Source organism: uncultured Pluralibacter sp. (assembly GCF_913775985.1).
Lineage (GTDB): Bacteria > Pseudomonadota > Gammaproteobacteria > Enterobacterales > Enterobacteriaceae > Pluralibacter.
In genome coordinates this window covers 68,306-88,327 of record NZ_CAJYMB010000150.1, presented here as the reverse complement: position 1 = coordinate 88,327, position 20,022 = coordinate 68,306, and the positions used below count along the sequence as shown (strand labels likewise).

Below are 20,022 nucleotides of genomic sequence, written 5' to 3'. Positions count from 1 at the left end.
TAATTACATCGACTGCGTAACGAATTTGAGCATGTCGTCGGCGGCGGAGACCATCTTGGCGTTCATCTCGTAGGCGCGCTGGACGGTGATCATGTCCACCATCTCCTCAACCACCTGCACGTTGGAACCCTCAAGGGAGCCCTGCTCCAGCTGGCCGAACGCTTCTTCGCCGGGAATGCCCTCTACCGCTTCGCCGCTGGCGGCGGTTTCGCGATACAGGTTGCCGCCCATCGCCTCCAGTCCGGCCGGATTGACGAAGTTAACCAGCGTCAGCTGCCCGAGCTCCACCGGATCGCTTTCGCCGGCTACCGTCGCCGAGACGGTGCCGTCTTTAGCGATATTGAGCGACTTGACGTTGTCCGGCAGCTCAATCTGCGGGATCAGCGGCAGGCCCTGGGCGTTGGTCAGCAGCCCGTCAGGGTTCTTCTGGAAGTTGCCCGCCCGGGTATAGGCGATGTCGCCGCCGGGGGTTTCTACCTGAAAGAAGCCCTGTCCGGTGATCGCCACGTCGAGGCTCTGGCCGGTGTTCTGGATATTGCCAACGGAGAACTCTTTCTGGGTGCCGACAATTTTGACTCCGGTACCGAACTGGATGCCGCTCGGGGCGATGTTGTTCTGGTCAAGCTGGCTGCCCTGGGCGCGCGGGCTTTGATAAAACAGATCGGCGAACACTGCCCGATCGCGCTTGTAGCCGGTGGTGTTGACGTTGGCCAGGTTGTTGGAGATGGCCGTCATTTTGGCGTCCTGCGCCGCCAGACCGGTCTTGCTGATCCATAATGCCGGATTCATAGGCTTGTCTTCCCTTTAAAGTCAGCTAGTGCGAAGCAGGCGGTTGCCGGCGTTAGCCAGATCTTCCGCCGCCTTCATCATTTTGATTTGCGCCTCAAACTGGCGATTGAGGGCGATGCTCGACACCATTTCGCCGATGGCGGAAACGTTGGCGGTTTCGAGATGCCTGCCGGCAACGGTTACGTTCTCGTCCCGCGGGCTAATCTCGGCGTTGGTCACCAGGAAGCCCTCGGCGTTTTTACGCAGCTCCGCCGCCGGCACGTCCACCAGCTTGATCCGGTCCACGTCCATCGGGGCGGCGATGTCGCCGGTATCCGGCACGATGGTAATGATCCCGTCATCGCCGATAGACACCGAGGCAAAAGGCGGCAGCACGATCGGGCCGTTATCCCCCGCCACCGGCAGGCCGTTGATGGTCAGCTCGCCGTCCGGGCCGAGATCTATCTGCCCGTTACGGGTGTACACCTCGCCCTCTTCGCCGCGCAGCGCAATAAGGCCGCTGCCGCGAATGGCAATATCCAGATCCCGCCCGGTGGCGCGCATTTCCCCCGGAGTCATGTCCACGCCGCCCGGCAGCAGCTCGGCCAGGTAGCGGGAGCCGTAGCCCCCGCCGGACACCTGCTGGCTGACCGCCTTGTCCAGATCGCTGCGAAAGCCCTGGGTGTTGACGTTGGCCAGGTTGTTGGCGCTGATCTGCTGCTGAACCAGGGTGCGGGAGGCGCCGCTAACCGCGGTATATATCAAGCGATCCATTACACCGCCTGGAAGAGTGCGTTCATCATGTTGTCGTTGGTGCTGATGACTTTGGTGTTCGCCTGGTAGTTGCGCTGGGCGCTCATCAGGCCCACCAGCTCGGAGGTCATATCGACGTTAGACGCTTCGAGGAAGCCCGACTTCACCGCCCCCAGCAGGCCGGTGCCCGGCGCGCCCAGCAGCGCATCGCCGGACTGGCGGGTGGCGCGCCAGCAGGTGCCGTCTTCGGCGCTGAGCCCCTGCGGGTTGGCAAAGTTTGCCAGCGCCAGCTGGCCCTGCAGCTTACGCTCGCCGTTGGAAAAGATGGCAAATACGCTGCCGTCGGCGTCAATGGCCTGACCGGTGCGCTGGCCGGAGGCGTAGCCGCTGCTGCTGTTTTTGCTGACCGAGAAGTCGGAGCCGTACTGGGTGGAGCCTTTGTAGTTCAGCGCCAGGGTCATGTTGTCGGCGCCCGGGATAGCTACCGTCAGGGATACTGGTTTATCCGGGCTGCTCAAAATACCCTGGCTTGTAAATGAAAGCTCCTGGGTCGCCCCCTCCATGCGCTCGCCGTCCATTACGTAGTGCACCTGCCAGGTATTGTCTTCTGTCTTAACGAAATACTGGCTGAGAGTGTGCTCGCGGCCCAGAGAGTCGTACACGGTGGTGGTGTAAGTATCGTTGTAGCTGGTGCTGTCCTTAGGATCGAACGTTTTAGTTTCCGGCACCTTGGCGTTGGCGTTTAAGTTGGCGGTAAAGTCGAGGCTGTCCGAGGCTTTCGCCGGCATCGCGTCGTTGCTGATGGTCAGATTGCCCACCGTGCCCACCTGCAGATTGCCGTTAGCGTCAACCGGATAGCCCTGCAGATACATGCCGAGCTTATTCACCAGGTTACCGCTGTCGTCGGTGCCGAAATAGCCCGCGCGGGTATAGGCCGGCGCGCCGTTGCCGTCGCGTACCATAAAGAAGCCGTTACCGTTGATCGCCAGATCTAGCGCGTTACCGGTGGCGCTGATATCGCCGCTGCGGGTAATACTCTGGGCCACACTGGTGACGCCGACGCCGAGCGCCTGACCGTCGGCGTACAGGGAAGCGAACTCCGCGCGGCCAGACTTGAAGCCGACGGTGCCGGAGTTGGCGATGTTGTTCGAAATCGAGGTCAGCTGTTCGGAGATGGCGTTCAGGCCGCTGGTAGCAATACTAAAGCTCATAATAATTCCTTTTAGAGGTTGTCCGGACTCAGCTGCGCTTCGCCGCCGAGTCGCCAAATTGGGTAATGGTGTTGTAGGCGGTTTCGCCAAGGCCGACGATATTGAGCCGCGTCGGGCTGCCGTCCAGCGGGATACGCACGCTGGAGACCGTGCCGCCAATCTCCACCGGTACCTTCTCTTCGCCGGTATCGGTGACGACGCTGAGGGTATATTTCCCCTCGCTCAGGCCGAGCGCCTGCGGATCGAGGCTGAAATCCACCTGCCCGGCCTCCTGCTTGCCCAGCTCGATTTTGTGCTCTTTACCGGCAGAATCTTTCACGATAACCGTCACCACATTGGCGGCGTGGCCGAGGGTCAGGCGTCCTTCAAGGGCCGTTTTGCCGTCGCTGTTGACGGTGTCGGTCTGGACCATCACGTGCTGGCCCACCAGGTTGCCGGTGGTCAGCGTTTGCAGGTTGTCCATCAGCACGGCGTTGTTGGCCATCAGCTGGGACATGGTCTCCATCGACTGCACCTGGGTGAGCTGCGCCAGCTGGCTGACGTACTCGGTGCCATCGGTGGGATTGAGGGGATCCTGGTTCTGGATCTGCGCGACCAGCAGCTGCATAAACAGGTTATTCAGCCCGCCGGCGCTGCCGTTTGCCGCCACGGCCTGGCCCTCGGTAAAAGTCTGCTGACCGCTGCGGGTGGTTCCATCTACGTTCATAATCACGCTTCTCCCAGACGCAGCAGGCTCTGCTGCATACTTTTGACGCTGTTGAGCACTTCCACGCTGGTTTCAAAGTTGCGGGTGGCGGACATCATGTCTGCCATCTCTTCCACCACGTTAACGTCCGGGTAAAAGACGTAGCCGCGATCGTCCGCCAGCGGGTTATTCGGCTCGTAGCGCTCAACGGCGCGGCCGCTCTCCACCACGTCCATCACCTGAATGCGGGCGCCGGTCAGGGCGCGCTGCTGCATCAGCTCATTGTTCTGGTAGACGGCGGCGAACACCGGGCGGCGCGCTTTATAAACGCCCTGCTCGCTGTCGGCTGCGGTTTCCGCGTTGGCGAGGTTGCTGGCGATGGTATTCAGCCGCACGGTTTGCGCGGTCATCGCCGAGCCGGAGACGCGGTAAATATCGGAAAATGCCATATCGTTCTGCTCCCTGAATGGCGTTATTTGCCGTCAATGGCCTGCTTGAGGCCGACGAATTTCATGTTCAGAAACGCCAGGCTCATCTGGTAGTCCTGGGTATTTTTTGCGAACTCGGCCTGCTCAACGTCGAGGGAGACGGTGTTGCCGTCCGTCGAGGGCTGAAAAGGCACGCGGTACATCAGCTCGGGCGAGGCGGATGCGGAAAAACCCGCCAGCGAACGTTGCATCTCGGCGGCAAAATCAATATCTTTAGCCTGAAAATTCGGGGTATCCACATTAGCCAGATTGGCTGACAGCAGCTCGGCCCGGGAAAGTCGAAGTGCTACTGCCTGCGGATGCACACCTAATGCTTTGTCAAAACTGATACTCACACTCTGTTCCTCATGATGCCTGTCGCGGCGGTCCATTTGCTTTGCAAGCCACTCCTTTAAAGCAAATAGCGTGCCAAATAGATAACATGATGAATATTATAGAGTTACCGTTTTTATCCCGTCTGGAACTGAAGCGCTGTTTCCGCCTCGCGGGCCTGCTTTTCCTCCTGCTTCCGCTGCGCGCCTTTGCCGATGCGCCAACTCCCGACAACGCCCGCAAGCAGATTAGCGTCGCCGTACACCTGCAGGCCTCCGAGGTGATCCGCAGCGAAGCCCGCAGCCGCCGCTGGCCGGACTACAGCGCCAAAATGAACCTCTATATTCCTGAAGAGGCGTCGCGCCTTCCGCTGTGCGGCAAAACCCTTTCCGCCTCGCTGCCGGAAGGCGAGCGGCCCGATTTTTCCCGCCTGCGCTTTGAGGTGCGCTGCGACGAGCAGCCGGGCTGGCGCATTGCGGTTACCGCCAGACCCGAAATCATTCTGCCGGTGGTGGTGGCCCGCCGGGAGATGGCGCGCGGCCACGTGGTCACGCCGGCCGATATCGCCATCAAAAAGCTCGACATCAGCGGCGCCCGCGGTCGCTACATGCTGCATCCGGACAAGGTTACCGGCCTGACGGTCAAGCGGCGGATCCGCGAGCAGCAGCCGCTGACCCTGAGCCAGCTGGAGTCGCCGGTGCTGGTCAACCGCGGCCAGCAGGTACTGATGATTGCCGAGCACAACGGGGTGCAGGCGCAAACCGTCGGCGAGGCGCTGAAAAAGGGGCGCAAGGGCGAGATTATTAAAGTGAAAAATACCAGCAGCCAGCAGATCGTCAGCGCGGTGGTGGCGGACACCGGCATCGTGCGGATGGTTTTTGCCAAAGGGCGATAAAAAAACCGCTTCCGCATTTAAGTTTCCGTCCGGCGGGCCGCATTAAGGCGATAACTAACAAGGAAAGACCCTTTCCGCCCGGACACCCTGAGCGCACCATGAAGGAAAAGAGAGAACGCGATGAAAATCTCCGCGACGCAGTACGGACTCAACGTGGCAATCAATAAAGCCGCCGAAGCGGGCCAGGCGCGCCCGGCGTCTGAACACACAGCCGTTGGCCGCAGCGCGGCGGTCGAACCGCTGCCGGGCGAGGCGCAGAAAAACCTCAACGCGCTGCCGGAAGTGGACATGGCAAAAGTCGCCGAAATGCGGGACGCCATCAGCAGCGGCAAAATTACCCTTAATCTCGACGCGCTGACCGCCGCGATGCAGGACTACTTTCAGAGGTGACTATGGCCGATAACGCCGCGCGCGTAAAAACGCTGGTGCAGGGGGTGGCGGACGACCGCCAGCGCTATATTGCCCTGCACGCGCTGCTGGAAGAGCAGCGCCAGCACATTCTGAGCCGCCGGGCCGAGGCGCTGGAGGCGGTGAACGCCCGCATTATGGCGCTCTACAAGGAGCTCGATCGCGGCAGCCAGCAGCGGCACAGGCTGCTGTGCGAGCTGGGCATCACCGCCAGCGCCTACGGCATGCACAGCCTGCTGGCGCGCCTGCCGGAAGCGCACCGTCCGAAGGTCAGCGCCCTGTGGACCGATCTGCTGGCTCGGGCGGCCGGCTGCCAGAGCGCCAACGACTACAACGGCACGCTGATGAATATGCAGCAGGAAATTCTGGCGAACGTGATGAATGTCGGGGAGCCGGAGAACTGGCTGTACGGGGAGGAGCGCTAAGCGGATAACCGGCAGCGGGCTGCCGGGAGTAAGATCAAAGGAGCGACAGGCCGCACAGCAGCCTATAGTCCGCGGTCACGTTTTCACCGGCGCGGGGCGGGCAGCACCCTTCCCATTCGGCCAGCTGCGCCATCAGCTGCCGGGCATGCGCCTCGGTAAGCACGCCGCGGGCCTCACTCCACAGGGCGCACAGCATCCGTATCCGGAACCAGCTGGTAGCCAGCGCCAGAAAAATATCCCCATAGCGTCCGCCGCCGTTGGTCAGAAAGTCGTCCAGCCGCGAGGCCATAAATTCCCGCACCGGCAATCCAGCGTCTTGCAGCAAGGGCAGCGCGCGAGCCGCAGTATCGAGCTGCGCATAGCGCGCGTGCCAGCGGGTAGCCCCCGCTGCGGGCCCGGCCAGCGCCCAGGATAAGTCTCCGACGCCGGGCGCGTTCAGCAGCATGCGGTTCAGCGCCTCCAGCGCGGCCAGCCGGTGCGGCAACAGGGGCGGCAGCTCGCCGAACAGACGCTGCAGCTCGCCCTCCTCTGCCAGCAGCACCAGCTGCTCGCTCATCGCAAAGAGCCTCATTTGCCCGCTATCATCGTCCTGCCCGCCGCTTTTCGCCCTGCTGAGCAGGATGCCCGTGCCGTAAAGACCGATGCTCAGCGGCGGCGGACAACCGGTGATAAGCCGGCGGCAGTACTGTGCTATCGCCGTATCGCCGGCTGCACGCGACATTTCGGTTTCTATCATTTCAGCTGTGCTGTTCATATACGCTACCGCTTCAATAAACGCTGCTGGCGCAGCCAGCTCTGGGTGGACACCGCATCGGTGTTCTTTTGCTCCCGCCGGGCGCTCTCCTGCTGCAGCTCGGCGCGCTTGCCGTCCAGCACCAGGGTCAGGCTTTTTTCGCGCTTCGCTTCCGCCAGCAGGCTCTGCTGCAGGCGGCGGGCCTCAATGTCCGCCAGCGCCTGCTCCTGCTTTTGCCAGTCGATTACCCGCTGGATGTTGCGCCGGTAGCTGGCCTGGTTAAACATCAGCGCCGCGCGGTTCTCTTCGACCCCGGCAATGCCTTCCGACAGCGAGGTCAGGGCCACAATGTTCTTCTCATAGCGCTGGCACACCTGCTGCTGGGTCGCCAGCTTTTGACTCATATCGTCAACGGCGCGGGCGCGGATCTGCTGCAGCTGCTGGAGGGTTGAAATCAGCTTGCTCATGGCGCTTACCCTGCCTGCGCCAGCGCGTTCAGGTCGGCGATGGACTCCGCCAGCGGGGCGGGATCCTGCACTTCCTGCTGCAGATAGCGGGTGATGGCGGGCGACAGGCGCACGGCTTTATCCGCCAGCGGATCGGCCCCGGCAACATAGCCACCGAGCGGGATCAGCGGCTTGATGCTCTGGTATTCGGCGTACAGCTGCTTGAGGCTGCGGGCCGACAGTTGGTGTTCACGCCCGGTGACCTGGCTCATGCAGCGGCTGATGGACTGGCCGATATCGATCGCCGGATAGTGCCCGGCCTCCGCCAGATGGCGGGAGAGCACGATGTGGCCGTCCAGCACCGCGCGGGCGCAGTCCACAATGGGATCCTGCTGATCGTCGCCTTCGGCCAGCACCGTATAGATGGCGGTCATCGATCCACTGCTTTCGCTGTTGCCGGCGCTCTCCACCAGCCGCGGGATCATGCTGAAGGCCGACGGCGGATAGCCTTTGGTGGCGGGCGGCTCCCCCAGCGAGAGGGCGATTTCCCGCTGGGCCATGGCGTAGCGGGTCAGGGAGTCCACCAGCAGCAGCACGTCTTTGCCCCGGTCGCGGAAATGGGCGGCCAGGGTGTGGCACAGCTCGGTGGCCTTGATGCGCATCAGCGGCGATTCGTCGGCGGGCGCGGCGACGATCACCGATTTCGCCAGCCCCTCGGCGCCCAGCGCGTGGTCGATAAACTCTTTTACCTCGCGCCCGCGCTCGCCGATCAGCCCCACCACCACCACTTCGGCGCGGGTGTAGCGGGTGATCATCCCGAGCAGGACGCTTTTGCCGACGCCGCTGCCCGCCATCAGCCCGACCCGCTGGCCTTTGCCGATGGTCAACAGGCCGTTAATGGCGCGCACCCCGACGTCCAGCGGCGCCGCCACCGGCTGGCGGCGCAGGGGATGCACCTGCGGCAGCTGGGATGCCAGCGGCGTATCCCCGCCGGGGCGCCCCTGATCGTCCAGCGGCTCGCCGAGGCCGTTAACCACCCGCCCCAGCCAGCGGTCGCCCACCATCAGGCTTTCGCCTTTCTGCGCCGGAAAGACCCGGGCGCCGGCAATCAGCCCGGAAGGATGCTTAAAGGGCATCAGCATGGTCAGCTCGCGGTCGAAGCCCACCACCTGGGCGTCCATCAGTTCGCCGTCGGCGCTCTCCACCTGGCACAGCTGACCGATAGCCAGCCGGCAGCCGACGCACTCCAGCAGAATGCCGTTGACCCGCAGCAGGCGGCCCGCCACCCGGGCCAGATCGATCTGCTCGATGGAGCGCAGGGCCTGCTCAAAATCAAGCGAGCTCACGATCGCGTTCCGGCAGCAGGTTCTCTTTCAGCACGCTGACGCACTGGTCAAGCCGGTGCTGGCAGCCTAAATCCATTTCGGTGGTGTCGGTCACCACCCGGCACTCGCCCGGCGCCAGCGCGGCGTCGGCGGCAAGTCCCCACTCCCGGGCCTTCTCCGGCTCGGCTTCGCTGATCCGGCGGTGCTCCTCGCTGTTGAGCAGGACGCGGATCTGCGCCGGGGGCTGCGGCAGCCCGGCGAGGGCTTCCTCGACAAGGGTCAGCAGCTGGGTGGGATTGAGGGTCAGCTCGCAGCGGATCACCTGGCGGGTAACTTTCTCCACCAGCTGGAGCAGCTCTTCCCGCCGCCGCTGCTCGAAGCCGTCGAGGAACTGCTGCAGCTCGTGGCTCAGGCTCTCGAAGGGCCGGGCCGCCTGAAGAAACTGCTGGCGCGCCTGCTGCTTGCCTTCGCTAAGCCCCTTGCGCAACCCTTCCTCAAAGCCGAGGCGCATCCCTTCCTGGTAGCCGTCCTCTTTGCCCTCTTCCAGGCCTTTGGCAAAGCCCTGATTGAGCCCTTCCTGAAAGCCGTCTTTCAGCTGCTGGGACAGCAGGGCCGGATCGTCCTGCGCTAGCGTCCCGGCAAGGCCGCGCTGGCGCAGGGGCGGAAATTTGTGCAGGCGGGGTTTGATCACCGCCTGGCGGCGGGTGGTCAGGGCATCCAGCGAGGGGCTGCGTTTTTTAAACATGGCTACTCCACCGTCTGCTCAGCAAAAAGCTGGACCTGAATCTCGCCTTCTTCCCCCAGCTGGCGCACAGTCTGCATGATCTCTTTGCGCACCTGCTCGATGCGGCTGACCGGCACCGGGCCGAGGCGCGCGGTGGTGCTTTGCAGCAGGGTGACCTGGCGCTTGGGCATCACGTTGAAGATAGCCTGGCGCAGCACCGGCTCGGTGCCCTTGAGCGCCATCGCCCACTCTTCAATGGGGATCTCCTCCATCAGGCGCTGCAGGGTCTGCGGGGTCTGGCGGCTGAGGATGTAGAACTCGTACATCTCGTCTTTCAGCTCCTCGACCACCTGCTCATCGCGGTCGCGCAGCTGCTCCAGCAGCTGCTGCTGGTTGCCGGGAATGCGGTTGACGATGTTGGCAGCGTGCTTGATGCCCGCCACTTTCGAACCGTGTTCGGAGAGCACCGCCACCCCGCGGTCGATCAGGCGGTCCAGCTCGTCGATTACATCGCGGTTAACGTCGTCGAGGCGGGCGATGCGGTAGAGGATTTCATCCTGCCGCTCTTCCGGCAGGCTCGCCAGCACGCTGGCGGCCACGTCCGGCGGCAGAAAGGCGAGAAACACCGCCTGCAGCTGGAGGTGCTCCTGCTCAATCAGCGCCGCCAGCTGGGGCACGTCCACCCACTGCAGACGCGCCATGCGGTAGCGGATCTCGTCCCCGTAGATTCCGTTGATCACGCTGCGGGCAATTTCGCCCCCCAGCGCCTTTTCGAGGATCTTGCGCAGCCAGCTGCGGGACGCGCCGTTGATCCCGCTCTGCTCGCGGTAATCGGAAAAGAAGTTGTTCATCGCCTGCCGGGCCTGGTCCACCTTGACACCGTGCAGGCGGGCCATGGTTTCGCTCAGCAGCATCACCTCTTCGCGGTTTAGCTTCTGCATGACGCTTGCCGCCGCGTCTTCACCCACGCTCAGCAGCAGAATGGCCGCCTGATCGAGGCGCGTGCGGCTGCTGCTCCCTGACTTACTGCTCCGACTTAGTGTTGCTTCGCTCATTTGTATTGATCCATTGTCTCAGCACTTCGGCCACGCGCTCGGTTTCGTTCTGGGCGAGCACCTGGAGGTATTCCACTTTTGTTTCCAGCCCGGAGGTCAGCGGCGGCAGATTTTCATCGTGGGCCATCGCCGATTTCGCCAGATTGTTTTCCAGCGCCGTTCCGGCTTCCGGTTCATGATTCAGCTGCGGGCTGTCCGACACTTCGCGGCCGTCGGTAAGGGCGGGCGTCTCCCTGCGCGCGAGGCGCTGCGCCAGCGGGCGCACGGTAAACAGCAGGGTCAGCAGCGCCAGCAGGCCGATGCCGCCGGTCTGGCCCCAGTACTGGATGGACGGGTCCTGCCACCATTTCAGCACCGGGATTTCCGGATTCTCGACCGGGGTAAAGGCCAGCACGTCGAGGGTCAGCGCATCACCGCGGGTTTTGTCGATGCCCGCCGCGCTTTCCACCAGCCGGGTAATGGCCGCCAGCTGCTCGGGCTTGATGCCGCTCAGGGTGGCGGCCTGCTGGTTAAGGGCCACCGCCACGGCGAGCTTTTCCAGCTTGTAGCCGGGGTGGCGAATGTGGCGAATATCGCGATCGAAGGCGTATTTACGCAGCTCGCTGCTGCGGCTCGACAGGGCGCGTGGCTCCTCCTGGCTGGTGCTGGCGTTCTGCGCACCACCGGCGGCGTTCTGCTGCGGTTCCGCCACCGGGCGGTTGCTCAGGGAGCCGGGAATACCCATCGCAATTTCGTTGGTGGCATTTTCCTGGCTGCGCTGCTCGTCGCTGATGCGCGGCTCTTTGCCCAGCCGCTCCTGGGTCTCTTCAATGCTGCTGAGATCGACGCTGGGAGCGACAGTAACGCGGAAGTTGCCGACGCCCACCAGCGGCGTCAGCAGATCGCTGATGTTTTTACGCGTCTCTTCGCGAATGCGCTGCACTACTTCGCTGCCGGCGCGGCGGGCCCCGAGGCTACCCGGACCGGAGAGCGCGTCGGAGAGCAAATTTCCGGCTTGATCCACCACCCGCACGCTGTCGGCAGTCATGCCCGGCACGCTGCCGGCCACCAGTTGAACGATAGAGGCTACCTGCTGTTCGTCGAGGCTGCGGCCGTAGCGCAGCTGCACCATCACCGAGGCGCTGCTGTTGGGCCTGTTGGTCATCACAAACGAGCTGGACTGGCTGAGGCCGAGGTGCACCCTGGCGTTCTCCACCGGCTCCAGCGCCATAATACTTTTCGCCAGCTCTCCTTCGAGGCTGCGCTTGTAGCGGACGTTCTGGATAAACTGGCTGCTGCCGAGCATCTCCTCTTTGTCCATCAGCTCGTAGCCGTCCGGGGTCAGAGCGCTGATGCCTTTCGCCGCCAGCGCCATACGCGCTTTCGGCAGTTTGCTTTCGGTGACCAGAATCTGGCCGCTGTTGGGATCGATGCGGTAGGCGATGTTTTCCGCGCCAAGTACCTCGACCACCGCCGCTACCGGCAGCTTCTCTTCCGCGCCGTACAGCGCCACGTAGCCCTGATTGCTGTTCCACAGGGAGACGACGATAGCCAGCGCCAGCACCGCGCCGCCGGCGCCCGCCAGCAGCGTTTTTTTATTGACTGACGCGGGCAGGGCCAGCACGGGAATACGTTGTTTAATGGTGTTCAGCACAAGGGCCACCTTACAGCGGGATGTTAATCACTTCGTCGAGGGCGGAAGTGAGCTTGTTGCGCACCTGCATCATCGCGGAAAAAGCAACGCTGGCTTTCTGGCTCTCGATCATGGCGCCCGCCAGATCGTCGCTCTGCCCTAGCTCAATGGCCTTCTGCCGGGCGCTGGCGCTGTGCTGCAGGGCGTCAACGTTGTTAATGGCGCCGTTAAAAACCTGCGCGAATGACACCGACGCAGATGAAGAGAAGCCGGTCTGCGGCGCGGCAATGGCGCCGCCCGCCGCCTGCGCCTGCATCTGCTGCATACGGTCCAGCATCTGCTGGCGAATAAGGTGGGTCCCTGCGGCGTTAATTTTGTCCATGATTACGCATCCTGCTTCAGGAAAAACATTCGATATCAAAGCCTTCATCGCGCATTGACGCGAGGCGATAGCGCAGCGCCCGGGGCGTGATGCCCAGAAACGCCGCGGTTTTGGATTTGTTGCCCTTGTGGCGCATGAGCAAGTCTTTAATGTACTGGTACTCCGCCAGCCGGCCGTGCAGCTTGACGTTGCGAATCGCCTGGCGGCTGCCCTCTTCCTGTTCGCGGTAGGGTGGCATCATCTCCACCGGCGCAGACGCGGCCGGCGCGGGGGCGGCGCTGATACCAAAATCCGCCGGGGTAATTTCCGCTCCGTTGCAGAGGATCATCCCGCGCTGAATTACGTTCTCCAGCTCGCGCACGTTGCCCGGCCACTCCCACGACAGCAGCGCCCGGCGCGCGTCGTCGCTCAGGCGAACGTTCCCCTGGTGGAAGGCGCTGTATTTGCTGATAAAGCGGCGGGTGAGCGGCAGGATGTCCTGACGGCGCTCGCGCAGGGGCTTGATGTGGATAGGCACCACGGCAATGCGGTAGAACAGGTCCTGGCGAAAGCGCCCTTCGGCAATTTCGACCTGCAGATCTTTGTTGGTGGAGGCAATCAGGCGGATATCGAGCGGAATACGCTTATGGCTGCCGAGGCGCTCGACCTCCTGCTCCTGCAAGACGCGCAGCAGCTTGGCCTGCAGGGCCAGCGGCATATCGCCGATTTCGTCCAGCAGCAGGGTGCCGCCGTTGGCCTGCTCAAATTTACCGGCGACGCTGGAGACTGCGCCGGTAAACGCACCCTTTTCATAGCCGAAAAGAATCGCCTCCAGCATGCTTTCCGGAATTGCCGCGCAGTTCACCCCGACGTAGGGCGCATTTTCTCCGCAGGCGTTTTCATGAATATATTTCGCAACGCACTCTTTGCCGGTTCCCGTTTCTCCGGTTACCAGCACCGACACATTATATTTTGCCACGCGGCGCGCCAGCGTTAATACGCTAATACTGGCAGGGGCGACGGCAATGAACCCGCTTTCAGCAGCGTTCTCATGTTCCATAATAATGCTCATTGTGGGATACCAACGTAAGACAGAAAACGAAGACGCACTATTAATACGCAAGAAACAGGCGCCAGCAAAAAAAGAAAATATATATCAAAGGAAGGGATGTTTTTGAGAGGTTTATTTTTAACACTATTTAAACAACTTAACCGGTCAATTCCCTTAACCCTGCCTGCAGTATATCCGCAAGGTGAGAATTGTCTTATTTTTAATGGGTATTAAAACATTAATGCATAAAAATCAATTAGTTAAAGAAAATCATTAATCATCATTAATGCCTGACATTAAATGATTAATAAGGTTAACGCTATTGCAATAGCCCTGCTGCAATAGTTTAATCATCAGTCTGGAAAGGATGCCTGAGCCACTCAATAACGCACCGGTTTTCGTCTCGAAAATCTAAAGCGACACAAAAATTGAAAACTCAAATGCATTTTTAAAATATTTTTACCCTCGGGAAAATCATGAACCCTGCACCTCAGCGAATCAGAATTCACGCGCGCGATACGCTGCCCGATCTGGTTAAGCTTGAAACCAGCCAGCTCGGCCGACCCTGGCACAAGCTGCCGAAGCTAATGAATGACAGCTTCGATATTCTGGACTCGCGCCTGAGCATTTATTTCCTGAAAAAGCTGCGGGTGAATGCAGCGCTGAAATCAATGACCTTTTCGCTCGACCGCCATTGTAAAAACGCGCTGATCTATTCTACCGCCTACGGAAATATCGCCTTCGTTATCGACCGGATCCTGCTGCTGAATATTCTCCACGACTATTACGGCCTGAGCAAAGAGAGCCATCGGGTGGCGCCGGATACCCGCAGCCCGGTGACCAAAACCGAAGAGCGGCTGAAAAACAAGCTCGGCCAGGAGCTGACCGCGCTGATCATCAATAAAGAGACCTTCGGCGAAGCGCTGGAGATCAAGAACGACTACTCCACGGTGAAGAGCCAGTGGTCGTGGTGCGTGAGCTTTACGCTGGAGGGCTATGACCACGGCGCATTCAGCATCCTGCTCGATAACCACCACGTCGACCGGATGCTCTCGACCCTGCGCGCGCCGGAGAGCAGCAGCGCGGCCGCCAGCGGCGCAATGACCCCGCCGCAGCTGGAGGCGCTGTTCGACAGCCTGCCCCTGAAGCTGCACGGCAGGCTGGCGAGCCTGAACCTGACGGTGGCGCAGCTCGCCGACATTAAGCCGGGAGATATTATTCCCGTCTCCCTGAGCGACCCTTTACCCGTATTTATCGGCAAAGAGCAGATTTTTGACGCCGCGATAGCAGAAGATCGCGGCCGCCTGCTGTTATGCGATCTCCACGACAAGACAACCGAGAAAAGCTATGAGTGACGCACAATTCGAACTGGACCAGAATTTCGACCTGGACGATTTAAACCTCGGTGAGATGGATCCGGAAGAGACGGTAGAGGGCAATATCCGCATGGATTTGCAGGGGGAAACCCGCGCCGCGGGGATCACCGACATGCGCAAAATGGCGCTGTTCAGCCGTATTCCGGTGACCATGACCCTGGAAGTGGCCTCGGTGGAAATTTCGCTGGCAGACCTGATGTCTATTAACAGCGATTCGGTGGTCGAGCTGGACAAGATGGCCGGCGAGCCGCTGGACATTAAGGTCAACGGCATCCAGTTCGGCAAGGCTGAAGTGGTAGTGCTGAACGACAAGTACGGCCTGCGGATCATCGAGTTTAACGCTAAAGAGCTGGGTGAACTGACGCGATGATCCGCCCGCACCTGCGCCGCTGGCTGCCCCTGCTGCTGCTGGGGATGACCTTTTCCGCGCCGCTGCTGGCGGCCAACGGCGACATTACGCTGTTCAGCACCTCCGCCAGCGCCGGCGGGCAGGACTATAACGTCAAGATCGAGATTCTGATCCTGATGACCCTGCTCGGCCTGCTGCCGATCGCGGTGCTGATGATGACCTGCTTCACCCGCTTTATTATCGTGCTCGCCATTCTGCGCCAGGCCCTCGGGCTGCAGCAGAGCCCGCCGAACAAAATCCTGACCGGCATTGCGCTGGCGCTGACTCTGCTGGTGATGCGCCCGGTGTGGACCACAGTGTACAGCGACGCGGTGGTGCCTTTTCAGAACGATCAAATTACGCTGCGCCAGGCGCTGTCGAGGGCGGAAGCGCCGCTGAAAAAGTACATGCTGGCCCAGACCAATAACAAGGCGATGGAGCAGATGATGACCATCGCCGGGGTGAAGGGTGACGCCCGCGAGCAGGATCTGACTGTGGTGACGCCCGCCTATCTGCTGTCGGAGCTGAAAACCGCCTTTCAAATCGGCTTTATGATCTACATTCCGTTCCTGGTCATCGACCTTATTGTCGCCAGCATTCTGATGGCGATGGGGATGATGATGCTGTCGCCGCTGATTGTCTCCCTGCCGTTTAAGCTGATGCTGTTCGTGCTGTGCGACGGCTGGACGCTGATTGTCGGCACGCTGACCTCCAGCGTACAGGGGCTGTAACTATGGTGACGATGGATATCGCCGGCGACATCATGGCAAGCGGCATCTACCTAGTGCTGATTATCTCCGCCGTGGCAATTGTGCCGAGCCTGATTGTCGGGCTGTGCGTCAGCATTTTTCAGGCCACCACCCAGATTAACGAGCAGACCCTGAGCTTTCTGCCGCGCCTGGTGGTGACGCTGGGGGTACTGATTTTTGCCGGCAAGTGGATGCTGACCCAGCTGGTGGACTTCACGGTGCAGATCTTTCACCAGGCGGCGGCGCTGGTAGGCTGAGCCGAATGGGAATTGATATTCATACCCTGCTGGCGCCGCTGATGGCGGGGGTGCTGCCCTTCTTTCGCATTATGGCGCTGCTGCAGTTCGCGCCGGTGCTGGATAACCGCGCCTTCTCCCGGCGGATCAAAGCGGTGGCCGCGCTGGCGCTGACGGTGGTGATGCTGCCGATGCTGCCCGACATGCCGGTACTCAGCGAGCTGCTGTCGATGCGCGCCATTGTGCTGATTGGCGAGCAGATCCTGTGGGGCTGGCTGTTCGGCACCGCAATGCATCTGGTATTCGTGGCGCTGCAAACCGCCGGGCACATTCTGTCGATGAACATGGGCCTCGGCATGGCGATGATGAACGACCCGGTCAACGGCAGCTCCACCACCGTGATCGCGCAAATCATCTACGTCTTTTGCGCCCTGCTGTTTTTCATCATGGACGGGCATCTGCTGCTGGTCACCATCCTGTTCAAGGGGTTTAGCTACTGGCCGGTGGGCCAGGCCCTGAACGCACCTTCGCTGACGCTGATTGTGCAGGGGCTGGGCTGGATCATCGCCTCGGCAACGCTGATTGCCCTGCCCACTACCTTCGTGATGATGATAGTCCAGGGCGGCTTCGGGCTGCTGAACCGCATCTCCCCGACCCTGAACCTGTTTTCGCTGGGCTTTCCCATCAGCATGCTGTTCGGCCTGCTCGGTATCTCGATGCTGGTGACCCACATTCCCGATCACTACCTTAATTTAACCAACGAGATCCTGGCGAAGCTCGACGCGGTGAGGAGCAGCTGATGTCGGCTTCCGGCGGCGACAAGAGCGAAAAACCCACCCCCGGGAAGCTGCGCAAGGCGCGGGACAAGGGCGATATTCCGCGCTCGAAAGATCTGACTATGGCGGTGGGGCTGGTGGCGTCATTTTTCACCCTCGGCGGCTTTTTGCCCTACTACCGCCAGCTTATCGGCGAGTCGTTTGCCGCTGCCGGCGCGCTGGCGGGCCAGATTGACGACGGCGGCGTGCTGAACCAGTTTCTGCTGATCAACGTCGGCATTCTGCTGCGCTTTATTGTGACGCTGGTGCCCATTCCGCTGGCCTGCGTGCTGGCAAGTCTGATTCCCGGCGGCTGGATTTTTACCCCCTCAAAGCTGAAGCCGGATTTTAAAAAGCTCAGTCCCATCAGCGGGGTGAAGCGCATTTTTGCCGCCAGCCACTTTGTGGAGGTCGGCAAGATGCTGCTCAAGTGCGGAGTGATCCTCGCGGTGCTGTGGATGATGATTAACGATTCGATGGACGGGCTGCTGCACCTGCAGCGCCAGGGGCTCCATCAGGCGATTTATCAGGGCTTTGCCATTTTCCGCCACGTGGTCGGCTATTTCGTCGCGGTTATCGTGATTTTTGCCCTGCTGGACGTTCCCCTCAGCAAGTTCATGTTCACCAAAAAGATGCGCATGACCAAGCAGGAAGTGAAAGAGGAGCACAAGAATAACGACGGTAATCCGCAGGTGAAGGGCCGCATCCGCCAGCTGCAGCGGATGATGTCGATGGGGCAAATTACCCGCACGGTGCCCACCGCCGACGTGATTATCACTAACCCGACCCACTACGCGGTGGCGCTGAAATACGATCCACAGCGCGCCGAGGCGCCCTATATCGTCGCCAAAGGGGTGGACGAAACGGCGATGTGGATCCGCGAAGTGGCGCAGCAGCACCGGGTAGAAGTGGTGGAGTTTCCGCCGCTGGCCCGGGCGGTGTACTACACCACCCGGGTTAATCAGCAGATCCCGGCGCCGCTGTTTCGCGCCATCGCCCACGTCCTGACCTACGTGATGCAGCTTAAAACCTGGCGCACCGGCGGCGTTGAGCAGCCCCCGCGCCTGGACCGACACATTCCTATTCCGCAAGAGGTATTTAACGCCCATGGCGAACAGTAAATTACGCAACGCGCTCGGCGTCCTCCGCCACGGGCGCCTCGGCGTGCCGATCCTGCTGCTGTGCGTGCTGGCAATGGTTATCCTGCCGCTGTCACCGCTGATGCTGGACATTTTCTTCACCTTTAACATCGTGCTGGCGGTGATCGTGCTGCTGGTGTCGGTGAACCTGCAGCGCCCGCTCGACTTTGCCATCTTCCCGACGCTGCTGCTGATAACCACCCTGATGCGCCTGACGCTGAACGTCGCGTCAACCCGCGTGGTGCTGCTGCGCGGTCACGAAGGGGAAGGTGCCGCCGGTAAGGTGATCGAAGCCTTCGGCCAGGTGGTGATCGGCGGCGATTTCGTGGTCGGCTTCGTGGTGTTTGTGATCCTGATGATCATTAACTTCGTGGTGGTGACCAAAGGCGCGGAGCGCATCTCGGAAGTGTCAGCGCGCTTCACCCTCGACGCGCTGCCGGGCAAGCAGATGGCGATCGACGCGGATCTGAACGCCGGGCTGATTAACCAGCAGCAGGCTCGCGCGCGACGTGAAGAGGTAGCAAAAGAGGCCGACTTCTACGGCGCAATGGACGGCGCGTCGAAGTTCGTGCGCGGCGACGCCATCGCCGGGATCATGGTGCTTATCATTAACATCATCGGCGGGATCTGCATCGGCATCTTCAAGTACGATCTCGACGCCAGCCACGCCTTCCGCCAGTACGTGCTGCTGACCATCGGCGACGGCCTGGTAGCGCAGATCCCTTCCCTGCTGCTGGCCACCGCCGCGGCGATTATCGTCACCCGCGTCAGCGAAGGCAGCGACGTCAGCGACGAAATTAAGGCCCAGCTGCTCTCCCGCCCGAAGGTGCTCTACACTGCCGCCTTTGTCATGTTCGTGCTGGCGGTGGTGCCGGGCATGCCGCACATCGCCTTCCTGAGCTTTACCGGCCTGCTGGTGTTTGCCGGATGGCGGCAGAGCAAGGTGGTGCAGCCCGCCGCCCAGGAAACGGACGCCAGTACGCTGCAGCAGGCGCTGGCCCAGGACGAGCCGCCGGCTATCTCCTGGGACAGCATTCCGCTGGTGGAGCCCATCGGGCTGAATCTCGGCTATAAGCTGGTGGGGCTGGTGGATGAATCCAGGGGCAGCCCGCTGTCGCAGCGCATTCGCGGCGTGCGCCAGGTGATCTCCGAGCTGTGCGGCGTGCTGCTGCCGGAGATCCGCATTCGCGAGAACTTTCGCCTCAAGCCCGCCCAGTACGCGATCCACATTAACGGCATCCGCACCGCGCTGGGGGAAGTGCAGGCAGACAAGATGATGGCGATCCCGGGCACCGAACTGTACGGCGAAATCGACGGCGTGCTCGATACCGATCCGGCCTACGGGATGGCGATTGTGTGGATCGATCCGCAGCAGAAAGCCAAAGCGCTGAACCTCGGCTATCAGGTGGTGGACTGCGCCAGCGTGGTGGCCACCCACGTGAATAAAGTGGCCCGGGACTGTCTGCCGGAGCTGTTCAACTATGACGATATCACCCACCTGCACGCCCGGCTGGCGGTGCAGTCGCCGAAGCTGGCGGAGGATTTGAACGCCGCGCTGACTTTCAGCCAGCTGCTGCGCGTTTACCGCCAGCTGCTGCTGGAGCAGGTATCGCTGAAAGATATTGTCACCATCGCCTCCACGCTGCTGGAAAGCTCGGCTGTGACCAAAGATCCACTGCTGCTCGCCGCCGACGTGCGCTACGCCCTGCGGCGCGCGATTATCCACAGCATCAACGGCGACCGCGAGCAGCTGTCGGTCTACACCATGGATAATAATCTGGAGAATATGCTGCTCGGGGCGCTCAACCAGGCCCAGCAGGCGGGGAAAGTGGCGCTCGACAGCTTCCCGGTGGACCCGAATATTCTCACCCAGCTGCAGCAGACCATGCCGATGATCTACGAGCAGATGAAGGCCAAAGGGCTGCCGCCGCTGCTGCTGGTTTCGCCCCAGCTGCGCCCGGTGATTTCCCGTTACGGGCGCCTGTTCGCAAAGGGGCTGAGCGTGCTCTCCTACAACGAGGTGCCGGACGACGCCGACTTAAAAGTGGTGGGCACGCTGGCGTAACC

General features: G+C 61.4%; 24 protein-coding genes. 10 read left to right on the top strand and 14 right to left on the bottom strand.

Translation table 11 applies throughout. The features are described 5' to 3' along the window. Positions 1-3 precede the first annotated feature (3 nt). The 6 genes from flgG to flgB are packed head-to-tail and all read right to left on the bottom strand — an operon-like array spanning position 4 to position 4,240. Positions 4-789 (bottom strand): flagellar basal-body rod protein FlgG, encoded by a 786-nt coding sequence (gene flgG, locus QZ766_RS20775; protein ID WP_297206753.1) that lies wholly within the window; start codon positions 787-789, stop codon positions 4-6. Positions 790-810: 21 nt separating this feature from the next. After that, positions 811-1,542: a flagellar basal body rod protein FlgF gene (locus QZ766_RS20770; protein WP_297206751.1), complete on the bottom strand. Its 732-nt coding sequence runs from the start codon at positions 1,540-1,542 to the stop codon at positions 811-813. After that, on the bottom strand, positions 1,542-2,732 hold the full coding sequence (gene flgE / locus QZ766_RS20765) for a flagellar hook protein FlgE (protein WP_297206749.1): 1,191 nt from the start codon (positions 2,730-2,732) through the stop codon (positions 1,542-1,544). Before flgE ends, QZ766_RS20770 begins: the two co-directional genes overlap by 1 nt. A gap of 28 nt (positions 2,733-2,760) precedes the next feature. Beyond that, entirely contained in the window at positions 2,761-3,438 is a 678-nt protein-coding gene (gene flgD / locus QZ766_RS20760) for a flagellar hook assembly protein FlgD (RefSeq protein ID WP_297206747.1), read from the bottom strand. A 2-nt stretch (positions 3,439-3,440) separates the two neighbouring features. Next, positions 3,441-3,866, bottom strand: a complete 426-nt coding sequence (gene flgC, locus QZ766_RS20755) for a flagellar basal body rod protein FlgC (RefSeq protein ID WP_297206745.1) — start codon at positions 3,864-3,866, stop codon at positions 3,441-3,443. A 23-nt stretch (positions 3,867-3,889) separates the two neighbouring features. After that, positions 3,890-4,240, bottom strand: coding sequence for a flagellar basal body rod protein FlgB (flgB, locus tag QZ766_RS20750; RefSeq protein ID WP_297206743.1), 351 nt, complete (start codon positions 4,238-4,240; stop codon positions 3,890-3,892). A gap of 86 nt (positions 4,241-4,326) precedes the next feature. Between flgB and flgA the strand changes: the two genes are divergently transcribed. From flgA to QZ766_RS20735, 3 genes are all read left to right on the top strand, one after another. Beyond that, positions 4,327-5,112 carry a flagellar basal body P-ring formation chaperone FlgA gene (flgA, locus tag QZ766_RS20745; protein ID WP_297206741.1) on the top strand — a complete coding sequence of 262 codons (786 nt, stop codon included), beginning with the start codon at positions 4,327-4,329 and terminating at the stop codon, positions 5,110-5,112. Positions 5,113-5,232: 120 nt separating this feature from the next. Beyond that, positions 5,233-5,502 (top strand): flagellar biosynthesis anti-sigma factor FlgM, encoded by a 270-nt coding sequence (flgM, locus tag QZ766_RS20740; RefSeq protein ID WP_297206739.1) that lies wholly within the window; start codon positions 5,233-5,235, stop codon positions 5,500-5,502. Between the two features lie 2 nt (positions 5,503-5,504). Continuing rightward, positions 5,505-5,945, top strand: a complete 441-nt coding sequence (locus QZ766_RS20735) for a flagellar protein FlgN (protein WP_297206737.1) — start codon at positions 5,505-5,507, stop codon at positions 5,943-5,945. 34 nt (positions 5,946-5,979) lie between these two features. Here the strand turns inward: QZ766_RS20735 and QZ766_RS20730 are convergent, their stop codons facing one another. The 8 genes from QZ766_RS20730 to QZ766_RS20695 are packed head-to-tail and all read right to left on the bottom strand — an operon-like array spanning position 5,980 to position 13,273. Then, positions 5,980-6,666, bottom strand: coding sequence for a hypothetical protein (locus tag QZ766_RS20730; RefSeq protein ID WP_297206735.1), 687 nt, complete (start codon positions 6,664-6,666; stop codon positions 5,980-5,982). 38 nt (positions 6,667-6,704) lie between these two features. Next, positions 6,705-7,145 (bottom strand): flagellar export protein FliJ, encoded by a 441-nt coding sequence (gene fliJ / locus QZ766_RS20725; protein WP_297206733.1) that lies wholly within the window; start codon positions 7,143-7,145, stop codon positions 6,705-6,707. A gap of 5 nt (positions 7,146-7,150) precedes the next feature. Next, positions 7,151-8,470, bottom strand: a complete 1,320-nt coding sequence (fliI, locus tag QZ766_RS20720) for a flagellar protein export ATPase FliI (RefSeq protein ID WP_297206731.1) — start codon at positions 8,468-8,470, stop codon at positions 7,151-7,153. Then, positions 8,457-9,194, bottom strand: coding sequence for a flagellar assembly protein FliH (gene fliH / locus QZ766_RS20715; RefSeq protein WP_297206729.1), 738 nt, complete (start codon positions 9,192-9,194; stop codon positions 8,457-8,459). Before fliH ends, fliI begins: the two co-directional genes overlap by 14 nt. Before the next feature lie 2 nt (positions 9,195-9,196). Beyond that, the gene (locus QZ766_RS20710; RefSeq protein WP_297206727.1) at positions 9,197-10,228 is read right to left on the bottom strand and encodes a flagellar motor switch protein FliG; all 1,032 of its coding nucleotides are present in this window, start codon (positions 10,226-10,228) and stop codon (positions 9,197-9,199) included. Beyond that, positions 10,197-11,861 (bottom strand): flagellar basal-body MS-ring/collar protein FliF, encoded by a 1,665-nt coding sequence (gene fliF / locus QZ766_RS20705; RefSeq protein ID WP_297206725.1) that lies wholly within the window; start codon positions 11,859-11,861, stop codon positions 10,197-10,199. Before fliF ends, QZ766_RS20710 begins: the two co-directional genes overlap by 32 nt. Before the next feature lie 10 nt (positions 11,862-11,871). Then, the gene (locus tag QZ766_RS20700; RefSeq protein ID WP_297206724.1) at positions 11,872-12,222 is read right to left on the bottom strand and encodes a flagellar hook-basal body complex protein FliE; all 351 of its coding nucleotides are present in this window, start codon (positions 12,220-12,222) and stop codon (positions 11,872-11,874) included. Between the two features lie 16 nt (positions 12,223-12,238). Then, positions 12,239-13,273 carry a sigma-54 dependent transcriptional regulator gene (locus QZ766_RS20695; RefSeq protein WP_297206722.1) on the bottom strand — a complete coding sequence of 345 codons (1,035 nt, stop codon included), beginning with the start codon at positions 13,271-13,273 and terminating at the stop codon, positions 12,239-12,241. Positions 13,274-13,728: 455 nt separating this feature from the next. Here QZ766_RS20695 and QZ766_RS20690 point away from each other — a divergent pair, with 455 nt between their 5' ends. Genes QZ766_RS20690 through QZ766_RS20660 form a run of 7 tightly spaced genes read left to right on the top strand, consistent with a single transcriptional unit; the run spans position 13,729 to position 20,020 of the window. Further along, complete coding sequence (locus QZ766_RS20690) at positions 13,729-14,607, top strand: FliM/FliN family flagellar motor C-terminal domain-containing protein (protein WP_297206721.1); 879 nt, start codon at positions 13,729-13,731, stop codon at positions 14,605-14,607. After that, on the top strand, positions 14,600-14,998 hold the full coding sequence (fliN, locus tag QZ766_RS20685; RefSeq protein WP_297206720.1) for a flagellar motor switch protein FliN: 399 nt from the start codon (positions 14,600-14,602) through the stop codon (positions 14,996-14,998). Before QZ766_RS20690 ends, fliN begins: the two co-directional genes overlap by 8 nt. Next, entirely contained in the window at positions 14,995-15,747 is a 753-nt protein-coding gene (gene fliP, locus QZ766_RS20680; protein ID WP_297206718.1) for a flagellar type III secretion system pore protein FliP, read from the top strand. The genes fliN and fliP overlap by 4 nt, the downstream gene beginning before the upstream one ends. A gap of 2 nt (positions 15,748-15,749) precedes the next feature. After that, positions 15,750-16,022 (top strand): flagellar biosynthesis protein FliQ, encoded by a 273-nt coding sequence (fliQ, locus tag QZ766_RS20675; RefSeq protein ID WP_297206714.1) that lies wholly within the window; start codon positions 15,750-15,752, stop codon positions 16,020-16,022. Between the two features lie 5 nt (positions 16,023-16,027). Continuing rightward, entirely contained in the window at positions 16,028-16,801 is a 774-nt protein-coding gene (fliR, locus tag QZ766_RS20670; protein ID WP_297206712.1) for a flagellar biosynthetic protein FliR, read from the top strand. Next, complete coding sequence (gene flhB, locus QZ766_RS20665) at positions 16,801-17,937, top strand: flagellar biosynthesis protein FlhB (protein ID WP_297206709.1); 1,137 nt, start codon at positions 16,801-16,803, stop codon at positions 17,935-17,937. The genes fliR and flhB overlap by 1 nt, the downstream gene beginning before the upstream one ends. Beyond that, positions 17,924-20,020, top strand: coding sequence for a flagellar biosynthesis protein FlhA (locus tag QZ766_RS20660; RefSeq protein WP_297206707.1), 2,097 nt, complete (start codon positions 17,924-17,926; stop codon positions 20,018-20,020). Before flhB ends, QZ766_RS20660 begins: the two co-directional genes overlap by 14 nt. The last annotated feature ends 2 nt before the right edge of the window (positions 20,021-20,022 follow it).